We start from the raw sequence: 18,649 nt of genomic DNA, 5'->3' as shown, positions 1-18,649 counted from the left end.
CCCCGGAGGGCGATTCCCACCAACCCGCCGCCGATGCGGCTGTGCCAGGCGGGTCTACGCCTGCCCCCACCGCCTGGCCGCCGCTGCTGGCTTCAGCGAACCGTCCGCATCAGGCCGCCGGCGAATCGGCCGCCCCCACCGCCTGGCCGCCGTTGGCCGGTTCCTTGGCGCGCCCCGGGACACCGGCTCTCGGTGACGCTGTGGGCAGTGCGTCCTCGACCGGGGCTTCGCGGTCGGTCCCCGGTGTGGCAGACCTGGCGGAGGGACGGCCCGCGCAGGGCTCCGCTGACGTGCCGGCGGGCTCCCGCCGGGCGGAGGTTCGGGGAGCTGTGTCCGGCCCCGGCTCGTCGGCCGACCCGGCGCCGCCCGGCGGGGGACGTGCGGACGAGCCGTCCTCGGGGGGACAGGGCAAGGCCGCACCCGAGGGGCCTTCCGTGGCGGCCACTTCGGCGTCGGGTTCCATCGGTACGCCCACCGCCGCCGCGGACCCGGTGTCCTCGCGACAGGGCGCAGCCGGACCGGGGGAGCGGGCCGCGGCGTCTGCGCCGCCGGGCGACGGTTTCACCGGTTCTGCCGGCGCCCTCCCGGGCATGCCAGCCGCGGGCATGCCCTGGCCGCCGGCCGAGCCGCAGCAACCCGCGGTGCCACGGCAGAAGGACGGCTCCGTCCGACCGCGCGCGGGAGCGGCCGACCCGTTGGACCACCCCGACCCCAGGGTCGCCGCCGAGGCCGCCTCGGTGGAGAACCTGCTGCGCTGCTGGGTCCGCGAGACCGGACTCGAACAGCCGGCCGGTCCCGTCCTGCGCATCCCCCTCCCCGCATCGGGCGCTGCCCTGCTCGTCGCGGTCCGCTACTGGTCCGCAGCCGGCTGGCACCGCTTCGGCCCGGCCCGCATCGAAGGCGTTCCCGCCGCCGCCCCCGCCGTGGACGCGGTCACCCTCGCGGCGCTGATCTCCCGCGAAGGCGAAGCCGCCCACGGGAACCCCGCCCACGGGAACCCCGCCCACGGGAACCCCGCCCACGGGAACCCCGCCCACGGGAACCCCGCCCACGGGAACCCCGCCCACGGGGAGGGCGCCCGCGCGATCGGCCCCCACGAACACGCCGACGGCCCCGCAAACGACGGCCCCGCAAACGACGCCCCCAACGACGGCGCCCCCGGCGGCGCCGACCTCGTCGGGCGGGTCGCCGACTCGGTTCGCCGGACCGCCGAGTTCATCACCGACCGTCGCCAACGCCCGGCCGCGCCCGTCCCCGTCGCCGGGGACCGGTTCCTCACCGCCGAACAGTCCCTTCTCCTCGGCCACCCCCTGCACCCGACCCCGAAGAGCCGCGAAGGACTCTCCGAAGCCGAAGTCCGCCGCTACTCACCCGAACTGCACGGCTCCTTCCCCCTGCACTGGGTGGCGATCGCACCCGCCGCGCTCGCCACCGACTCCGCCTGGACCGAACGCGGTCGCCCGGTCTCCGCCGCCCGGCTCCTGGGCCGCCTCGCCCCAGGGCTCCCGGTGCCCGACGGCGCCACCCCCCTTCCCCTTCACCCCTGGCAGGCCCACGACCTGCTCCAGCGCCCCGCGGCAGCCGCCCTCCGCGACGCGGGACTCCTGCACGACCTGGGCCCGTACGGAGCCCCCTGGTATCCGACCTCCTCCATCCGCACCGTGCACCAGCCCGGCGCCCCCGCGATGCTCAAGCTCTCCCTGGGCCTGCGCATCACCAACTCCCGCCGTGAGAACCTCCGCAAGGAACTGCACCGCGGCATCGAGGTGCACCGGCTGCTCCGCACCGGACTGGCAGAGCGGTGGCAGGCCGCCCACCCCGGCTTCGACATCGTCCGCGATCCCGCGTGGGTCGCCGCCGACGCCCCGGACGGCACCCCCGTCCCCGGACTCGACGTCCTGCTCCGGCACAACCCCTTCCGACCGGGCGACGACGTCCTCTGTATCGCCGCGCTCACCGCACCCCGCCCGTGGCCCGGGCGGACCACCATGAGCTCCCGGCTGGCCGAGACCGTCTCGCGCCTCGCCACCACCACCGGGCGGACGACCTCCGCCGTCGCCGCCGAGTGGTTCCTGCGCTACCTCGAACACGTCGTCCTGCCGGTCCTCGCCTTCGACGCGCTCGCCGGGATCGCCCTCGAAGCGCACCAGCAGAACACGCTGGTCCTCCTCGACCCGGCCGGCTGGCCGGTCGGCGGCCGCTACCGCGACAACCAGGGCTACTACTTCCGCTCCTCCCGCCGTGCCGAGCTGGAGCGCAGGCTCCCCGGAATCGGTGCCACGAGCGACACCTTCGTCTCGGACGCCGTCACCGACGAACGCTTCGCCTACTACCTCGGCATCAACAACGTGCTCGGTCTCATCGGGGCCTTCGGATCCCAGCGGCTCGCAGACGAGCGCATTCTGCTGGCCGCCTTCCGTCGTTTCCTCGGCAAGGCCAGGGGCCTCGGCCCGCTCCCCGAGAGGCTGCTCGACTCGCCCACCCTGCGCTGCAAGGCGAATCTGCTCACCCGCCTCGGAGGTCTGGACGAGCTCGTCGGCCCCGTCGACACCCAGTCCGTCTACGTCACCATCGCCAACCCCCTCCACGATTGATCCGTCAGCTTCGAAACGGAGAACAGCCCCCGATGCCCTCCACCGACTTCCACACCGGCGTGCTCCTCACCGATGTGCACCGCACCGTCGCGACCGATGTGCACCGCCTCATCGCGCCGCGTCTCAGCGCCGAGTCGCTGCCCCGGCTCGCCGAGGCGGATCTACTCGACTCCCCGGCGGCCTGGGGTGGCGTCACGACGCGGTCCGGCGTCTTCCGCCTCGAACCCGTACGGCTCGACCGCGACCTGGGGCTGCTCGCGCGGTGGATGAACGACCCGGAGGTGGACGCGTTTTGGGAACTCGCCGGCCCGGCAGCCGTCACCGCCGCCCACGTCCGGGCACAGCTGGACGGGGACAGCCGCAGCGTCCCGTGTCTCGGCCTCCTCGACGGCACGCCGATGAGCTACTGGGAGATCTACCGGGCCGACCTCGACCCGGTCTCCGCCCACTACCCGGCGCGGCCCCACGACACGGGTATCCACCTGCTCATCGGAGACGGCACGAACCGCGGCCGAGGTCTGGGCACCGCGCTCCTGCGCGCCGTCGCCGACCTGGTGCTCGACAACCGCCCGCGCTGCATGCGCGTCATCGCCGAACCGGACATCCGCAACACCCCCTCCGTATCAGCCTTCCTGAACTCCGGTTTCCGCTGTCCCGCCGAGATCGAACTGCCCGGCAAACGTGCCGCCCTGATGATCCGCGAGCGGGCGCTGCGCAGTCTCCTTTGAGGCCGCAGTCCCGCAGTCCCGCAGTCCCGCAGTCCCGCAGTCCCGCAGTCCCGCAGTCCCGCAGTTCACGTCTACCTCGTCAGTGCCCGCATCTCTCACCCCTAAAACCCTGCGTAACGCAGCAAAAAATCCGACCCGAGGAGTCCCGTGCAGAATTTCTCCGCAGCCCCCGACTCCCCAGGTCCTCACTTCCCGGACATCGTGCCCCTGTCGCCCCAGCATCCGAGCACGCCGCCCGAACTGAACCGGCTGACCTGGGACTTCGCCGCCCGCCGCCTGCTCGCCAAGATGCTCGGCGAGTTCGCGTACGAGGAGATCATCACCCCGGTCCCCGCCCCGGCCGCCTCCGGCGACGCCTGGACGCTGACCCTCGACGACGGCAGCAGCCTCGGTTTCCGTGCCCGCCGCCGCGCGTACGGCAGCTGGCACGTCACCCCCGACACGATCACCCTCACCCCGCAGCCCGCCTCCGCCGGATCGCCGACCGCCTTCGGGGACCCGTACGCCTTCCTCATCCGCGCGCGCACCCTCCTCGGCCTCGACGGCGCCACCCTCGGCCACCTCGTCCGCGAGCTCAGTGCCACGCTCGCGGCCGACGCACGCATCGACCACACCGCGCTCACCGCGGACGTCCTCGCCGACCTCGACTACGCGGCCCTCGAGGGGCACCAGACCGGCCATCCCTGGCTGGTCCTCAACAAGGGGCGGATCGGACTCTCCGCCTCCGACACCGCCGCCTGGGCGCCCGAGGCCCGCACCGCCCAGCACCTCCCCTGGCTGGCGGCCCACACCTCCCTCGCCCACTACCGGGGCACCGCCGGCCTGGAAGATCCCGCCCGCCTCTACTCCGCCGAACTTGACCCCGTCACCCGAGCCCTCTTCGACCGGACCCTGCGCGACCGCGGCCTCGACCCGCTGGGCTACCTCTACCTCCCCGTGCACCCCTGGCAGTGGGACGAGGTCCTGCTGCCCCTCTTCGCCCCGGCCCTCGCCGCGGGCACCCTGGTGCCGCTCCCCGCGGACCCCGACCTGCGCCTGCCCCAGCAGTCGATCCGCACCTTCCTCAACCTCACCCGCCCCGACCGCCACAGCGTCAAACTTCCGCTCTCCATCTTCAACACCATGGTCTGGCGCGGCCTGCCCTCGGACCTGGCCCTCGCGGCGCCCGCCGTCACCGCCTGGATCCACTCGCTGCGCGACGGCGACCCCTTCCTCCGCCAGGAATGCGGAGTGATCCTGCTCGGCGAAGTCGCCTCCGTCACGGTCCGCCACCCCGTCTACGACGCGCTCCCCGAAGTCCCGTACCAGTACAAGGAGCTCCTCGGCGCGATCTGGCGCGAGCCGCTGGCCGGCCACCTCGCCCCGGGGGAGCGGGCCCGTACCCTCTCCTCGCTCCTGCACACCGACCCCCGCGGCCGGTCCTTCACCGCCGAACTCGTCGCCCGGTCCGGCCTGAGCCCCGCGGTCTGGCTCCAGCACCTCTTCGCCGCCCTGCTGCCTCCGCTGCTCCGCTTCCTCTACCGCTACGGCACCGTCTTCTCCCCGCACGGCGAGAACACCGTCGTGATCTTCGACGAGCGCGACGTCCCGGTCCGGCTCGCGGTGAAGGACTTCGTGGACGACGTCAACATCAGCACGGAACCGCTGCCCGAGCTGGCGGCCATGCCCGACGAGGTCCGTGCGGTCCTGCTCACCGAGCCCGCGGATTTCCTGCCCCAGTTCATCCACTCGGGGCTCTTCGTCGGCGTCTTCCGCTACCTCTCCGCCCTCTGCGAGGACCGGCTCGGGGTTCCGGAGGACACGTTCTGGTCCCTCGTACGGGCGGAGATCCTGCGTCACCAGGCCCGCTTCCCGGAGCTCAAGGAGCGCTACGAGCTCTTCGACCTCCTCGGTGAACGCATCGCGAGGCTCTGCCTGAACAGGAACCGCCTCTACGAGGACGGCTACCGCGACCGGCCGGACCGCCCGCACGCCGTGCGGTACGGCACCGTGCCGAACCCCCTCCACCGGCCATGAACGCTCGCCGGTGCGGTCACTGTCGGTGGAGCCCCGTAGGGTTGGCACTGCTATGACGAAGCCCTCCCTCCCCGACCTGCTGCACGCCGCCGTCTCCGCCGTCGGCGGCACGGAGCGCCCCGGCCAGGTGGCCATGGCCGAAGCCGTCGCCGAAGCGATCGACGACAGTTCCCACCGCCTGATCCAGGCCGGAACCGGCACCGGTAAGTCCCTGGGCTACCTGGTGCCGGCCCTCGCGCACGGCGAGCGCGTGGTCGTGGCCACCGCGACGCTGGCCCTCCAGCGCCAGCTCGTCGAGCGCGACCTGCCCCGGACGGTGGAGGCGCTGCATCCGCAGCTCCGCCGCCGCCCGCAGTTCGCCATGCTCAAGGGCCGCTCCAACTACCTGTGCCTGCACCGTCTGCACGAGGGCGCCCCGCAGGACGAGGAGGAGGGCCTCTTCGACCAGTTCGAGGCGGCCACCCCCACGAGCAAGCTGGGGCAGGACCTGCTGCGGCTGCGCGACTGGGCGGACGAGACCGAGACGGGTGACCGCGACGACCTCACCCCGGGCGTCTCCGACAAGGCCTGGGCACAGATCTCCGTCTCCTCCCGCGAATGCCTGGGCGCGACGAAGTGCGCGTACGGCGCGGAGTGCTTCGCGGAGGCCGCCCGTGAGCGGGCCAAGCTCGCGGACGTGGTCGTCACCAACCACGCGCTCCTCGCCATCGACGCCATCGAGGGCGCCCCGGTCCTCCCGCAGCACGAGGTGCTGATCGTCGACGAGGCCCACGAGCTGGTGTCCCGGGTGACCGGCGTCGCCACGGGAGAGCTCACCCCGGGTCAGGTCAACCGCGCCGTGAAGCGTGCGGCGAAGCTGGTCGACGAGAAGACCGCCGACTCCCTGCAGACCGCGTCCGAGACCTTCGAGCGGGTCATGGAGCTGGCGCTCCCCGGCCGGCTGGAGGAGATCCCCGAGGACCTCGGGTACGCGCTGATGGCCCTGCGGGACGCCTCGCGCACCGTGATCTCCGCGATCGGCAACACGCGGGACAAGTCCGTCCACGACGAGGACGCCGTCCGCAAGCAGGCGCTCGCCGCGGTGGAGAGCGTGCACGGGGTGGCCGAGCGGATCACGGCCGGCTCCGAGTACGACGTGGTCTGGTACGAACGCCACGACCGCTTCGGAGCGACCCTCCGGGTGGCTCCGCTGTCGGTGTCCGGCTTGCTGCGCGAGAAGCTGTTCGCGGACCGCTCGGTGGTCCTGACCTCGGCGACCCTCAAGCTCGGCGGCGACTTCAACGGCGTCGCGGCGTCCATGGGCCTGTCCCCGGAGGGCGTCGAGGGCGAGGACGTGCCGCAGTGGAAGGGCCTCGACGTCGGCTCGCCCTTCGACTATCCCAAGCAGGGCATCCTCTACGTCGCCAAGCACCTGGCCACCCCCGGCCGCGAGGGCACCCGCGGCGACATGATGGACGAGCTCGCGGAACTGATCGAGGCGGCGGGCGGCCGCACCCTCGGACTGTTCTCTTCCATGCGCGGGGCGAAGGCCGCCGCCGAGGAACTGCGCGGCCGGCTCGAGAACCCGATCCTGCTCCAGGGCGAGGAGACGCTCGGGGAGCTGATCAAGGCCTTCGCCGCAGATCCGAAGACCTGCCTGTTCGGGACCCTGTCGCTGTGGCAGGGCGTGGATGTTCCAGGGCCCAGCTGCCAGTTGGTGATCATGGACAGGATCCCGTTCCCGCGCCCCGACGATCCGCTGATGAGCGCCCGCCAGAAGGCGGTCGAGGAGCGCGGCGGGAACGGCTTCATGTCCGTCGCGGCGACGCACGCGGCGCTGCTCATGGCCCAGGGCGCGGGTCGGCTCGTACGGGCCACCGGGGACAAGGGCGTCGTGGCGGTCCTGGACCCCCGGTTGGCCACGGCCCGGTACGGGAGCTTCCTGCGGGCCACGCTGCCGGACTTCTGGTACACCACGGACCGCAACCAGGTCCGCCGCTCGCTCGCCGCGATCGACGCCGCCGCCCAGGCCGAAGGCAAGTAGCGCCGAGACACAAAACAGCTCCGGGACCGGCGCAGTAGGTCCCGGAGCTGGATGAGGGCGCGGGCGGTCAGAGCCGGCGCAGTACCGCCACGACCTTGCCGAGGATGGTGGCTTCGTCGCCGGGGATCGGCTGGTAGGCGGCGTTATGGGGGAGCAGCCAGACGTGGCCGTCCTCGCGCTTGAAGCGCTTGACCGTGGCCTCGCCTTCGAGCATGGCGGCGACGATGTCGCCGTTCTCCGCGACGGGCTGGCGGCGGACGGTCACCCAGTCGCCGTCACAGATCGCGGCCTCGATCATCGAGTCGCCCACGACCTTGAGGCAGAACAGTTCTCCGTCGCCCACGAGCTGGCGGGGGAGGGGGAACACGTCCTCCACCGACTCCTCGGCGAGGATCGGGCCGCCGGCCGCGATCCGGCCGACCAGGGGGACGTACGAGGCCGCGGGCTTGCCCGTGGTGTCCGTGGGCTGCGAGCTGGGCTGGTCGGAGCCGCGGACCTCGTACGCCCGGGGGCGGTGGGGGTCGCGGCGCAGGAAGCCCTTGCGCTCCAGGGCCATCAGCTGGTGCGCGACCGAAGAGGTGCTGGACAGGCCGACCGCCTGGCCGATCTCCCGCATCGACGGCGGGTAGCCGCGCCGCTGCACCGAGTCGCGAATGACCTCGATGACCCTCCGCTGCCGGTCCGTGAGCCCGGAGCTGTCGGCGCGGATGCCTGGAGGTCGCCCTGGCAGCGAGCGTGCGGGGCGTACGGGCTCCGCCTCCGGGTTCAGACTTGCGTCATTCATGGCATGCACCGGCTCAAGTCGGCTCTGGGAGCGGTTCTGGGCAGTGATGGTGGCACTGTCTGCGGTGGTGGTCACGTCGGCCCCTCTCGAAATGTTCTCCCTAGCTGGACAACGGTAGTTGCTTTCGAAAGGTTGCGCCAAACACACGTTCGAGTGAAAAATCGGAGATCACCCACCGTGTTCACTTCGTGAGGTGTATATGCCGCCGCCGGGGTCGTCCGGGCCGAACGGGGGTTCGGCTCCGGAGCCGCTGCTTACGGTACCCTTCCGGGTCGGGTCGCCACCGTCCGGGTCTGCGTCCAGTCTGGCACCGCGAGGCCTGTTATCCGGCCACCGGACGCCGCGACACGCGGAGCGGTGTAAATCCACCACAACCCAAGATCTAGTGGTTGGATGAGCGCTGCCACCCAGAAGTTGTGGTCCTCGGTCTGCCGGGGCCCCCGACATCGCATATGCTTGTGGCTGCTTCGAGAGCCTCCGACAGAGCTTCGACTCTGCCGTTCAGGGGTCTCACGAGGTGATTCAGTCGTGCCAAGAGGAGGGTGAGGGAACCATGCACTGCCCCTTCTGCAGGCACCCCGACAGCCGTGTCGTCGACAGTCGCACCACCGACGACGGCACGTCGATCCGCCGGCGCCGCCAGTGCCCCGACTGCTCCCGTCGCTTCACGACGGTGGAGACGGCCTCACTGATGGTGATCAAGCGCAGCGGGGTGACCGAACCCTTCAGTCGTACCAAGGTCATCTCCGGCGTGCGCAAGGCGTGCCAGGGGCGGCCGGTCACCGAGGACGCCCTCGCCAAACTCGGCCAGCGGGTCGAGGAGGCGCTGCGCGCCACCGGGAGCGCCGAGCTGACCACCCACGACGTGGGTCTGGCCATACTCGGCCCGTTGCAGGACCTCGATCTGGTCGCGTACCTCCGGTTCGCGTCCGTTTACAAGGCGTTCGACACACTCGAAGACTTCGAGACCGCCATCGCGGAACTCCGCGTGCCGCGGCCTCATGAAGAGTGCGAGCCCGGTGGGACCGCTCCGGTCCCCGTGCCCGCCTCCGCCGCCGACTGACCCGCCTGCCCGTTCCCCGTCGCACGCGCCTCGTGGAACGGCCGGAGGGTCCGGCGAAGAAGACGTAGATACAAGACACACAGCACCGTGCCGCGGAATAGCGCTGGCACTTTAGGGCGTTTTGCCCGCATTGGGAGGAACGGCATGACAGAGACGGCGAGCAGCTCGGCACGAGGTTCCCGCGCCAAGGGCACCAAGACTGCCAAGAGCGGCCTGCGTATCGAGCGCATCCACACCACCCCGGGCGTGCACCCGTACGACGAGGTGACCTGGGCGCGCCGCGACGTCGTCATGACCAACTGGCGCGACGGCTCGGTCAACTTCGAGCAGTACGGCGTCGAGTTCCCCGACTTCTGGTCGGTGAACGCGGTCAACATCGTCACCAGCAAGTACTTCCGCGGTGCGGTCGGCAGCCCGCAGCGCGAGACCGGTCTGAAGCAGCTCATCGACCGGATCGTGAAGACGTACACGAAGGCCGGCGAGGACTTCGACTACTTCACGTCCCCCGCCGACGCGGAGATCTTCGAGCACGAGCTGACCTACGCGCTCCTGCACCAGATCTTCAGCTTCAACTCCCCGGTGTGGTTCAACGTCGGCACGCCCCAGCCGCAGCAGGTCTCCGCCTGCTTCATCCTGGCCGTCGACGACTCCATGGAGTCGATCCTCGACTGGTACAAGGAAGAGGGCATGATCTTCAAGGGCGGCTCCGGCGCCGGCCTGAACCTCTCCCGCATCCGCTCCTCCAAGGAGCTCCTCTCCTCCGGCGGAAACGCCTCCGGCCCGGTCTCCTTCATGCGCGGCGCCGACGCGTCCGCCGGAACGATCAAGTCGGGCGGCGCCACCCGCCGCGCGGCCAAGATGGTCGTCCTGGACGTGGACCACCCGGACGTCGAGGACTTCATCGCGACCAAGGTGAAGGAAGAGGAGAAGATCCGCGCCCTGCGCGACGCGGGCTTCGACATGGACCTGGGCGGCGACGACATCACGTCCGTCCAGTACCAGAACGCCAACAACTCCGTCCGCGTGAACGACGAGTTCATGACGGCCGTCGAGAACGGCACCGAGTTCGGCCTGCGTGCCCGCATGACCGGCGAGGTCATCGAGACGGTCGACGCCAAGTCGCTCTTCCGCAAGCTCGCCGAGGCCGCGTGGGCCTGTGCCGACCCGGGCATCCAGTACGACGGTGTGATCAACAACTGGCACACCTGCCCCGAGTCCGGCCGCATCACCGCGTCCAACCCGTGCAGCGAGTACATGCACCTGGACAACACGTCCTGCAACCTCGCCTCGCTGAACCTGATGAAGTTCCTCGACGACGACGGCAAGGGCAACCAGTCCTTCGACGCCGAGCGCTTCTCCAAGGTCGTCGAGCTGGTCATCACCGCGATGGACATCTCCATCTGCTTCGCGGACTTCCCGACGCAGAAGATCGGCGAGAACACCCGCGCCTTCCGCCAGCTGGGCATCGGCTACGCCAACCTCGGCGCCCTGCTGATGGCCACCGGCCACGCGTACGACTCCGACGGCGGCCGCACCCTCGCCGCCTCGATCACCTCGCTGATGACCGGTACCGCGTACAAGCGCTCCGCCGAGCTGGCCGCGATCGTCGGCCCGTACGACGGCTACGCCCGCAACGCCGAGTCCCACAAGCGCGTCATGAAGCAGCACGCCGACGCCAACGCCGTCGCGCCGCGCACCGAGGACCTGGACAACATCATCTGGGCCGCGGCCACCGAGGCCTGGCAGGACGTGATCCGCCTCGGCGAGAAGAACGGCTTCCGCAACTCGCAGGCCTCCGTCCTCGCGCCGACCGGCACCATCGGTCTCGCGATGTCCTGCGACACCACCGGTGTCGAGCCGGACCTGGCCCTGGTCAAGTTCAAGAAGCTCGTCGGCGGCGGCTCGATGCAGATCGTCAACGGCACCGTGCCGCAGGCCCTGCGTCGCATGGGCTACCAGGAAGAGCAGATCGAGGCGATCGTCGCCCACATCGCCGAGCACGGCGTGGTCGTCGACGCCCCGGGCCTGAAGCAGGAGCACTACTCGGTCTTCGACTGCGCGATGGGCGAGCGTTCCATCTCCGCGATGGGCCACGTGCGCATGATGGCCGCGATCCAGCCCTGGATCTCCGGCGCGATCTCGAAGACGGTCAACATGCCGGAGACGGCGACCGTCGAAGAGATCGAGGAGATCTACTTCGAGGCGTGGAAGCTGGGCGTCAAGGCGCTCGCGATCTACCGCGACAACTGCAAGGTCGGCCAGCCCCTCTCCGCGAAGAAGAAGGAAGAGGAGAAGGTCGAGGTCACGGCCAAGGCCGAGGACACGATCCGCACGGCGGTCGAGAAGGTCATCGAGTACCGCCCGGTCCGCAAGCGCCTCCCGAAGGGCCGCCCGGGGATCACCACCTCCTTCACGGTCGGTGGCGCCGAGGGCTACATGACCGCGAACTCCTACCCGGACGACGGTCTCGGCGAGGTCTTCCTGAAGATGTCCAAGCAGGGTTCGACCCTCGCGGGCATGATGGACGCCTTCTCGATCGCCGTCTCGGTCGGTCTGCAGTACGGCGTCCCGCTGGAGACGTACGTCGCGAAGTTCACGAACATGCGCTTCGAGCCGGCCGGCATGACGGACGACCCGGACGTGCGGATGGCGCAGTCGATCGTCGACTACATCTTCCGTCGCGTGGCGCTCGACTTCCTGCCCTTCGAGACCCGCTCGGCCCTCGGCATCCACTCCGCCGAGGAGCGTCAGCGCCACCTGGACACCGGTTCCTACGAGCCCCTCGACGAGGAGCTCGACACGGAGTCCCTGACCCAGGCGGCCCCGGTCGCCGCGGTCCAGACCGTCCCGGTCGTCAAGCCGGTCGTGCTCGCCCCGGTCCCGGCCCCCAAGACGGCGCACTCCAACGCCGAACTGGTCGAGATGCAGCTCGGCGTCTCCGCCGACGCCCCGCTCTGCTTCTCCTGCGGTACGAAGATGCAGCGCGCCGGCTCCTGCTACATCTGCGAGGGCTGCGGCTCCACCAGCGGCTGCAGCTGAAACCGGGCGGAATTGCGTGGGACGCGACATCCGACGTAGCCCGCGCACGTAGCTGACCAGCAGCTCACGAAGGGGACCGACCTTTGGTCGGTCCCCTTCGTCGTGCCCGTGACCTGGGCCGCGTAGGCAATTCAACGATGTTGCGCAGGAAACCAGCGTGGACCCGCGTGAGGTCCGCTTGGCGGAGGCGACCTGCACTGAAGGGTGTTGCGGAGCTCTTTATGTCACGATCCGTCGTGATGGCGACCAAGTGGTGTGGGACGCGTGGCGTAACCCCGATGACGATGAGGTTGGCCTGCCAGAGTTCCGGTTCGACGCTCGGCAATACCGGGCAGAGCTCGAGCGTGCGACGTTGGATCGCTCCTGGGAATGGCCGGCAAGGACTGTCGCCCGGCTACTCGAAGACGAACTCCGGCAGCAGACTGCCTGGCTGGAACGCTGGGACTGTGAGCTTGGCAGTGTGTCCGCCCGGCTCTGGGAGCCGCCGGACCAGTTCCATCTCTTCCTTTTTCACCCGGGCCGATCCGCCATCACGGAAGACCGTCCCTGGCTCCAGTTCCAGATGACTCTGAACATCTCCGGCGCAGACCCAGCGACCCAGACCCGTCGGCTGGTGGAGGAACTCACGGCGGGGGACCCGCGCGTGGCAGCCGATGTCTGCGGCGGATCGCCGGAGTTCGCCCGCCGGCTCGGCTACTCCTGGCCGCAACGGCACAGGACGTGATTTTGTGCCTGCTCGCTGTTGTGCCCGATGCGACGAGCCGCTGCGTCGACGGCTTGTTGCGGCAACCGTTGTCGTGACATCCTCTTGGCCATGATCAAGAGAATCGAGTCCTCCGTCCGCCGATGAGCGAGACGACCGGGATGGGACTGCCCGGATCACCGACAACCCTGTTCGACCACGCGCTGCGGCTGCACCGACTGGTTCCGGATGAGCCGCTTCCGCGCGATGGGTACCCCTTTCCCGACGACGCGTCGCACCGTCGCCGAGGCTCGAAGGCGCCCAAAGACCGGCACTCGGCCGGCAAGGACGTCGCGCTCATTCTGGACGTGCATTTCGCGAGGGCCTCGGCCCTCCCCAGCGAACTGGCCGACGTCTTCCGCGACGTCTACATCCCGTTTCACCACAACGAGCACATCGCCGCCGCGGCTGAGCGGGCGGACACAGTACGCGCTCGTCAAACGGGCCGCTGGCTCGTCCGCCATGGCACCGATCGCTGCTCAGTCACCGTAGGGCTTGCCCTGCTCGCCGTTGTGGGAACGGCTGACGACATCCCGCTGATCCAGACGATCGGGCTGCTCTCCGACCGCTTCGGGCCGCTGGCGGCACACGCCTTCGAACGGCAGACAGGAGGAGTCGAAGCCCTGCTCTGGCTCGCCGAGCGAGTCACAGGCTGGGGACGCGTCTATGTCGTTGAAGCACTCTGCGGACTCGACGATCCGACTGCCCGCTCCTGGCTGCTTCGCCGGGCCTGTGACGGTGACTTCCTCAACGGATACTTCGCCGGCAAGGTCGCCACAGTCGCCAAGCTCCATGAGGCGCTCGCGGACCTCGATTCCGACAGCGAGATGGTCGACCATGTCGGTCGCCTGCTCCATCTGATGAGCGACTGCGGGGGGATGGGGCTCACCCTCGCTCACTACCCCCATTCGGGAATGGTCCTGGAAGCTCATGCTCGACATGTGGGTGCGCTCAGCCCGACCATCGAGCGCTACTTCACGATCGCGCTGCTCACTCAGCACCTGACCACGAAGCCTCCCAAGGCTGCCGGGTGCACCGCGGCGCAGCAGGAAGAGCTCCGGTCGACGTACCTCAAGGTCCTCGACCGGGAGGAGTGGACCCACACCGCTCGCGCCGGCTTCGCGGCGGATGACCATCGGATGCGGTGGCTCGCCGACCACAGGGCGCCACAGTTGAGGCTGCGTGCGTTCCCCGATCGCGAGCCGGATGCCGAGGAATAGCGCACGCCAGGAAGAGGTGGTCTCCGCCAGTACATCGGGCGGGGTCGCGCCGGACGCACCATCCGGTGTGTAGCCCCGCGCAGGCAGCTGACCAGCAGCTTCACGAAGGGGGCCGGACTGAGGCCGGTCCCCTTCGTCGTGTTTGTGCCCTGTGCGCGGCAATGATCTTTGTGGGTTTTGCCAGTACGGCGGTCCGCCGGGGTGGGGGAAGACTGCCCGTCGAGGCCGAGGCGGACCCCGGTGATGGGGGCCGAGGCCGTGAATACGACGAACCACGGGGGAGAACACGATGAGTGCACAGCAGTATGACGAGATAGGCGAGGCCTACGAGGGATTCAAGGCCCTGCCCCTGGAGCAGTACGTGGTGGTGCCCGGTTTCCTGGCGCTGGTCGGGGACGTGAGCGGCAAGTCGGTCCTCGACCTGGCTTCCGGCACCGGCTTCTACAGCCGCGAGTTCAAGCGGCGCGGCGCCGCGGACGTGCTCGGCATCGACATCTCCGGCGAGATGGTCGCCGTCGCGCAGAAGCTGGAGGAGCACAATCCGCTGGGTGTGCGCTACGAGGTGGGCGACGCGTCCGAACTGCGGGCCTTCGAGCAGCGCTTCGACATCGGTCTGGCGGTCCAGCTGCTCAACTACGCGCCGGACACCGCCACCACCGAGCTGATGTGCCGCAACATCCACCGGAGCCTGAAGCCCGGCGCGGAGCTGTTCCTGCTCAACCAGTCGCCCGACTACCGCTTCGACGGGCCGACGCCGGAGAAGTACGGCTTCCGCAGCGTGCTCACCGGCGAAGAGGGCGAGACCGGACCGAAGGTCAGGACTACGGCGCTGCTCGAACCGCCGGTTTCCTTCGTCGCCAACCGCCCGCGTCGCGAGGTCTACGAGAAGTCCCTGGAGGCGGCCGGGTTCAGCGAGCTGACCTGGGTCCCGCTGGAGGTGTCGGAGGCCGGTCTGCGCGAGTTCGGCGCGGACCACTGGGCGGACCTCCACGCCAACCCCCCGCTGGAGATGCTGCGCTGCCGCGCCTGACCGCCGATCTGACCGGGTAGTCGAAGGAGCGGGGACCGGGCGGGTGCCGGTCCCCGTTTTCCGTGCCGGGATGATGGTGTGAGGCGGGGACGGGGAACGCCCCGCGAATCCGTGATGCGCAGAACGGGGAAGCCATGTGGAGCGGTGACGAGCTGGACCTGGACGCCTACTTGGCGAGGATCGGCTGGGCGGGCGGGGAACTCCGGGCGGACCTCGCGACGTTGAAGGCAGTACACCGGGCCCACGCCGGTGCGATCACCTTCGAGAGCCTGGACGTACTGTTCGGCCGCCCCGTCGGGCTGGACGTCAAGACGGTCGAGGACAAGCTCGTGCACGAGCGCCGCGGCGGGTACTGCTACGAGCAGAACACCCTGCTGGCCGCCGCCCTGGAGCGGATCGGCTTCGAGGTCTCGGGACGCGGCGCCCGCAACCGCACCCGGGGGGACGCCCTGACCGCGGTGACGCACGCCGTCCTCGTCGTCACCGTCGAGGGGGAGCCCTGGCTCTGCGACGCCGGGTTCGGGTGGCAGGGGCCGCGCGAACCCGTGCCGCTGGCGCGCCCCGGCGCCGAAGTGCGGCAGGGGGAGTGGGTGTTCCGCGTCCGGGAGGAGGCGGGCGGGGTCCTCGTGCTGTGCGTACCGCGCGAGGGCGTCTGGCGGGACCTGTACGCCTTCTCCCCGCAGCCCTACCACCCCGTCGACTACGTGGTGCTGAACCACTACAGCTCCTCGCACCCCCGCTCCTCCTTCGTCGGCCGGGTCGTCGTCCAGAAGCAGGCCGACTCCGAGCGCCTGGCCCTCGTGGGGCGGGAGCTGTCCCGGCTGCTGCCCGACGGGCGGATCGAGCGGCGGGAGGTGCCTGCCGGGGAACTGCTCGCCCTGCTCGGGCGGGAGTTCGGGATTCGGCTGTCCGAGCGGGACGAGGCCGAACTCCTTCGGCTATACCGCGCCGAGGACTGACCCGGGCCCCGCCGGGCCCGTACGATGGCGCAGTGCTGGTCAAGTGGATTCGCTGCACGGTGACGGACCGACGCGGGTTCGAGCGCGGGCAGCGCAAATGGGCCGGGCTCCCCGGCGAACCGGGATTCCGGGGGCAGGGCGGCGGCTGGAGCCGGGGCCGGCAGGGGGTGGCGCACGTCTTCACCTTCTGGGAGAGCCGTTCCTTCTACGACTCCTTCATGGCCCGCTCCCACGACCGGCTGGCCGCTTCGCAGAACGGCACCTACACCGACGCGCGGGTCACGCTCTTCGACCACCGCTTCGACGTGAAGACCGGCTTCGAGCCGCGCTTCACCGACGCCGACGTCGTCCGGGTCGCCCACACCCGGGTGCGGGAGGGTCGCGTGGACCATTTCGCGCTCATGCAGGAGAAGGTCTGGAACCCGGCCATGGCGGGATCGCCCGGCATGGTCCGGGGCCTCTTCGGCGAGGCTCCGGGCCGCGAGTTCCTGGTGCTGTCGATGTGGCACGCGGCGGCCGAACACGGCAAGTACCGGCAGGAGCGCGTGGAGCGGCTGTCGCTGCGGGCCCAGATCCAGGCCGACGTCGAGGCCCTCACCGGGGACGTCGTCGACCTCGAACCGTCCTGGACGGTGTGACGCGGCCTGGCTGACGGCCTGGGTGGCGACCTGCCCGAGGACCTGGCTGACGACCTGACTGTATGGCCGCCGGGTCCGACCGGCGAGCCCCGGTCGGTGTGCCCGGCGGTGGCCGAATAGGGTCGTGGGATGGTTCGACCACGGCGCATCGTCCTTGTCCGGCACGGGGAATCGGAGGGCAATGCCGATGACACGGTGTACGAGCGGGAGCCCGACCACGCCCTCCGGCTGACCCCCACCGGCCGCGAGCAGGCGGCGGAGGCCGGCGTACGCCTGCGCGAACTCTTCGGGGACGAGCACGTCAGCGCGTACGTCTCCCCCTACCGCCGGACCCTGCAGACCTTCCGCGAGCTGCGCCTGGACCCCACGCGCGTACGGATGCGCGAGGAGCCGAGGCTGCGCGAGCAGGACTGGGGGAACTGGCAGGAGCGGGAGGAGGTACGGCTGCAGAAGGCGTACCGGGACGCCTACGGGCACTTCTTCTACCGCTTCGCACAGGGGGAGTCGGGCGCGGACGTGTACGACCGGGTCGGGGCCTTCCTGGAGAGCCTCTACCGCAGCTTCGAGGCCCCGGACCACCCGGAGAACGTGCTCCTCGTGACCCACGGCCTGACGATGCGGCTGTTCTGCATGCGCTGGTTCCACTGGTCCGTGGCCGAGTTCGAGGCCCTGTCCAACCCGTGCAACGGGGAGTACCGGGTGCTGATGCTGGGCTCCGACGGCCGGTACCGGATGGACCGCCCGTTTGAGCGGTGGACCACACCCGAGCCTTACGACCTGGACGGCTAGAGTGGCGCGCGATGACCGCTGACTCCTCTCCCGAAGGGCGCTACGCACGCGCCATGGCCAGCCTCCGCGGGCTGGCCCTGGGCGACGCACTGGGTTCCCAGTACTTCGTCCCCGTGAACTACCCGCTGCTCAAGCGGCGCGAGCTGCCCGAGGGCAGCGATCCGTGGCAGTGGACCGACGACACCGAGATGGCCTGCTCGGTGGTGGCCGTGCTCGCCGGGCACGGCCGGGTGGACCAGGACGCGCTGGCCGCCTCCTTCGCCCACCACCACGACTTCGACCGCGGCTACGGGCCCGCCGTGAACCGGATGCTGCGCCTGGTCCGCGAGGGCGCCGACTGGCGCACGCTCGCCGCGGAGCTGTTCAACGGCCAGGGCTCCTGGGGCAACGGCGCGGCCATGCGGGTCGCCCCGCTGGGCGCCTGGTACGCCGACGACCCGGAGCAGGCCACCCACCAGGCGGAGATCTCCGCCTACACCACCCACCAGCACCGCGAGGCGGTGTGCGGCGCGATGGCCGTGGCCGCCGCGGCCGCGCTGGCGGCCGATCCGGCCGGGCCGCCGAAGGCCGCGGACCTGCTGGACGGGGTGATCGCGCTCGTCCCGCGGAGCGCGGTGGGCGCCGGTGTGCGGCGGGCGCGCGACATGCTCGACTACGGCGACGCGACCACGGTGGCCGCCGTACTGGGCTGCGGACGGCGCACCAGCGCCCACGACACCGTGCCGTTCGCCCTGTGGTCGGCGGCGCGGGGTCTGGAGGACTACGAGCGGGCCTTCTGGACCACCGCCCAGGTGGGCGGAGACGTGGACACGACCTGCGCGATCGTCGGCGGAGTGCTGGGCGCACGCGGGGACGCGGTGCTGCCGTCGGCCTGGCTGGCCCGGACCGAGGCGCTGCCGGCCTGGCTGCCGGAGGCGGCGGGGTAGCGGGGTGGCGGTGCGAGGGGTGACCCTCCGTTTGTCACGGTCCTGCCACAGGCATCTTTTGAGCCTGTTCAAAACTGCATAGGACCGGCCTACCCTGT

Annotated in this window: 14 protein-coding genes; 13 read left to right on the top strand and 1 reads right to left on the bottom strand. The window is 70.5% G+C overall.

The window, feature by feature from the left end:
• Positions 1-605 precede the first annotated feature (605 nt).
• The 4 genes from OG730_RS11765 to OG730_RS11750 all read left to right on the top strand — a co-directional run bounded on the left by OG730_RS11765 (position 606) and on the right by OG730_RS11750 (position 7,361).
• Positions 606-2,594 carry an IucA/IucC family protein gene (locus tag OG730_RS11765; RefSeq protein ID WP_442815189.1) on the top strand — a complete coding sequence of 663 codons (1,989 nt, stop codon included), beginning with the start codon at positions 606-608 and terminating at the stop codon, positions 2,592-2,594.
• Positions 2,595-2,626: 32 nt separating this feature from the next.
• Complete coding sequence (locus OG730_RS11760) at positions 2,627-3,322, top strand: GNAT family N-acetyltransferase (protein WP_327304203.1); 696 nt, start codon at positions 2,627-2,629, stop codon at positions 3,320-3,322.
• A 147-nt stretch (positions 3,323-3,469) separates the two neighbouring features.
• Positions 3,470-5,338, top strand: a complete 1,869-nt coding sequence (locus OG730_RS11755) for an IucA/IucC family protein (protein ID WP_442814884.1) — start codon at positions 3,470-3,472, stop codon at positions 5,336-5,338.
• 52 nt (positions 5,339-5,390) lie between these two features.
• Positions 5,391-7,361 (top strand): ATP-dependent DNA helicase, encoded by a 1,971-nt coding sequence (locus OG730_RS11750; RefSeq protein WP_327304202.1) that lies wholly within the window; start codon positions 5,391-5,393, stop codon positions 7,359-7,361.
• Between the two features lie 67 nt (positions 7,362-7,428).
• On the opposite strand, the gene lexA is transcribed toward OG730_RS11750, so the two are convergent.
• Complete coding sequence (gene lexA, locus OG730_RS11745) at positions 7,429-8,220, bottom strand: transcriptional repressor LexA (RefSeq protein ID WP_327304201.1); 792 nt, start codon at positions 8,218-8,220, stop codon at positions 7,429-7,431.
• Positions 8,221-8,698: 478 nt separating this feature from the next.
• On the opposite strand from lexA, the gene nrdR reads away from it, so the two are divergent.
• From nrdR to OG730_RS11700, 9 genes are all read left to right on the top strand, one after another.
• Positions 8,699-9,208, top strand: coding sequence for a transcriptional regulator NrdR (gene nrdR, locus OG730_RS11740; protein WP_250748823.1), 510 nt, complete (start codon positions 8,699-8,701; stop codon positions 9,206-9,208).
• A 144-nt stretch (positions 9,209-9,352) separates the two neighbouring features.
• A complete protein-coding gene (locus OG730_RS11735; protein WP_327304200.1) occupies positions 9,353-12,247 on the top strand; it encodes a vitamin B12-dependent ribonucleotide reductase in 2,895 nt (964 codons plus the stop codon).
• Between the two features lie 157 nt (positions 12,248-12,404).
• Positions 12,405-12,971, top strand: coding sequence for a hypothetical protein (locus OG730_RS11730; RefSeq protein ID WP_327304199.1), 567 nt, complete (start codon positions 12,405-12,407; stop codon positions 12,969-12,971).
• 122 nt (positions 12,972-13,093) lie between these two features.
• Positions 13,094-14,209 (top strand): hypothetical protein, encoded by a 1,116-nt coding sequence (locus OG730_RS11725; RefSeq protein ID WP_327304198.1) that lies wholly within the window; start codon positions 13,094-13,096, stop codon positions 14,207-14,209.
• 289 nt (positions 14,210-14,498) lie between these two features.
• Complete coding sequence (locus tag OG730_RS11720) at positions 14,499-15,239, top strand: class I SAM-dependent methyltransferase (RefSeq protein WP_327304197.1); 741 nt, start codon at positions 14,499-14,501, stop codon at positions 15,237-15,239.
• Positions 15,240-15,373: 134 nt separating this feature from the next.
• Positions 15,374-16,198 (top strand): arylamine N-acetyltransferase family protein, encoded by an 825-nt coding sequence (locus OG730_RS11715; protein WP_327304196.1) that lies wholly within the window; start codon positions 15,374-15,376, stop codon positions 16,196-16,198.
• A gap of 32 nt (positions 16,199-16,230) precedes the next feature.
• On the top strand, positions 16,231-16,836 hold the full coding sequence (locus OG730_RS11710) for a YdbC family protein (RefSeq protein ID WP_250748831.1): 606 nt from the start codon (positions 16,231-16,233) through the stop codon (positions 16,834-16,836).
• A 129-nt stretch (positions 16,837-16,965) separates the two neighbouring features.
• On the top strand, positions 16,966-17,625 hold the full coding sequence (locus OG730_RS11705; protein WP_327304195.1) for a histidine phosphatase family protein: 660 nt from the start codon (positions 16,966-16,968) through the stop codon (positions 17,623-17,625).
• A gap of 11 nt (positions 17,626-17,636) precedes the next feature.
• Entirely contained in the window at positions 17,637-18,551 is a 915-nt protein-coding gene (locus tag OG730_RS11700) for an ADP-ribosylglycohydrolase family protein (protein WP_327304194.1), read from the top strand.
• Positions 18,552-18,649: the final 98 nt, after the last annotated feature.

Origin of the sequence: Streptomyces sp. NBC_01298 (genome assembly GCF_035978755.1) — a bacterium.
In the GTDB taxonomy this organism is placed as follows: Bacteria; Actinomycetota; Actinomycetes; order Streptomycetales; family Streptomycetaceae; genus Streptomyces.
Note: the sequence above shows the minus strand (reverse complement) of the source record. Positions and strands in the feature narration are given on the sequence as shown.